This is a genomic window from Moorena sp. SIO4A1, from assembly GCF_010672065.1.
GTDB lineage: Bacteria > Cyanobacteriota > Cyanobacteriia > Cyanobacteriales > Coleofasciculaceae > Moorena.
In genome coordinates this window covers 1-1,277 of record NZ_JAAHHX010000829.1, presented here as the reverse complement: position 1 = coordinate 1,277, position 1,277 = coordinate 1, and the positions used below count along the sequence as shown (strand labels likewise).

2 protein-coding genes are annotated in these 1,277 nt (G+C 46.0%); both read left to right on the top strand.

Annotated elements, in window-relative coordinates:
• The first annotated feature begins 74 nt into the window (after positions 1-74).
• Entirely contained in the window at positions 75-281 is a 207-nt protein-coding gene (locus tag F6K53_RS43265; protein ID WP_293086870.1) for a hypothetical protein, read from the top strand.
• Between the two features lie 572 nt (positions 282-853).
• Entirely contained in the window at positions 854-976 is a 123-nt protein-coding gene (locus tag F6K53_RS43260) for a hypothetical protein (RefSeq protein ID WP_293086867.1), read from the top strand.
• Positions 977-1,277 lie beyond the last annotated feature (301 nt).

Here is a 1,277-nt window from a genome sequence, read left to right as displayed (position 1 = left end):
AGCTAGGACTCTCTCTCACAGAATATCTCTTCAAAATTGCCGATAGTTAAAATTACAGAGATTATGTGGAGCCCATGAAACCCTCTCAAGTGATCTTCCCCAAATTCCCAGTGCAGCACATAGCTAAGCGTATTATTAATATGCGGCAAATTACCCGCATTGACCAACAGCTCTTTATGTCAGCTTTACTAGCCAAGGCATCACTTTCACTAGAAGAGCAAATCCTAGTCCAAGAGATTCATGACGGTGTGAACCGTGGATTGATTCGAGTAGTGGAATAAACCATAGCACTTGTGATCATAATGGTCAAACCAATCAATGCTACGGGCGCTTCCCTTGCGCCCGGATCCTGTGCGCTCGTGAACCTATGCTTGGCAGCAAGTGATATAGCGCTACAGGCAAGTCAGAAGTTAGAAGTCAGAAGTCAAAAGTAAGCTAGGACTAAGTTTCGGAGTTTAGAAATGTTAAACATCTGAATGGGTAGTGCTATATCATTTCTGGCTGAATACTTACATGATATCAAATAACGCCCAGCCCATAATTAGATCATCTGAGGATAATTAGGCTTAATACAAATCTTTTCCAGCACCCGAGCACCTTAGCACCCTATCTGCTAGTAAACAAATCAGTTGCTAGTGGTGCTTTAGGGGAGCCCTCATTTTCCGCCTCGTAGCCAGGGTTAGGTTGTTGCCCGTAACGCACCACTAGGTCAAACAGCTTACCTAGATCTAAAATAGATCAGCATTTATCTGAGTTTTTGTTGTAAGCATTCAGCTATCAGCCGTCAGCCGTCAGCTCTCAGTGGTCAGTTGTCAGCCGTGAGCTTATTTTATTCAAAAGCACCTCAATTAGCGTGGCACAGGCTTTGGCCTTGGCCAAAAGGCCACGCGGGGCGCGTTTGGCCACGCTGTGCGAACGACGCTGTGACGCCCATAAGCTGATAGCACCATCTGTAGCACCATCTGTAGCGCATTAGCACCTCAAGTAGCATCTCAAGTAGCGCGTAGCGCTAATCGCTGATTGCTGATAGCTGATAGCTGACGGCTGAATGCTTACTTTTTGTTATTATTGTAGTTTGTGAGTTGATAGTTGCATTGAACTCTGGCTGATCGTTTCTTATCAGCCAGGTGCAACTTTTCTTGTTCCCAAGGCAGGATACTGGCAAGATGCCAGTTCCACCGATTCCCAAGGCAGGATACTGGCAAGATGCCAGTTCTACCGATTCCCAAGGCAGGATACTGGCAAGATGCCAGTTCTACCGATTCCCGATTCCCGAT

Coding starts and splice junctions, on each gene's coding strand:
- F6K53_RS43265 (WP_293086870.1), top strand. CDS start 75: ATGAAACCCTCTCAAGTGATCTTCCCCAAATTCCCAGTGCAGCACATA.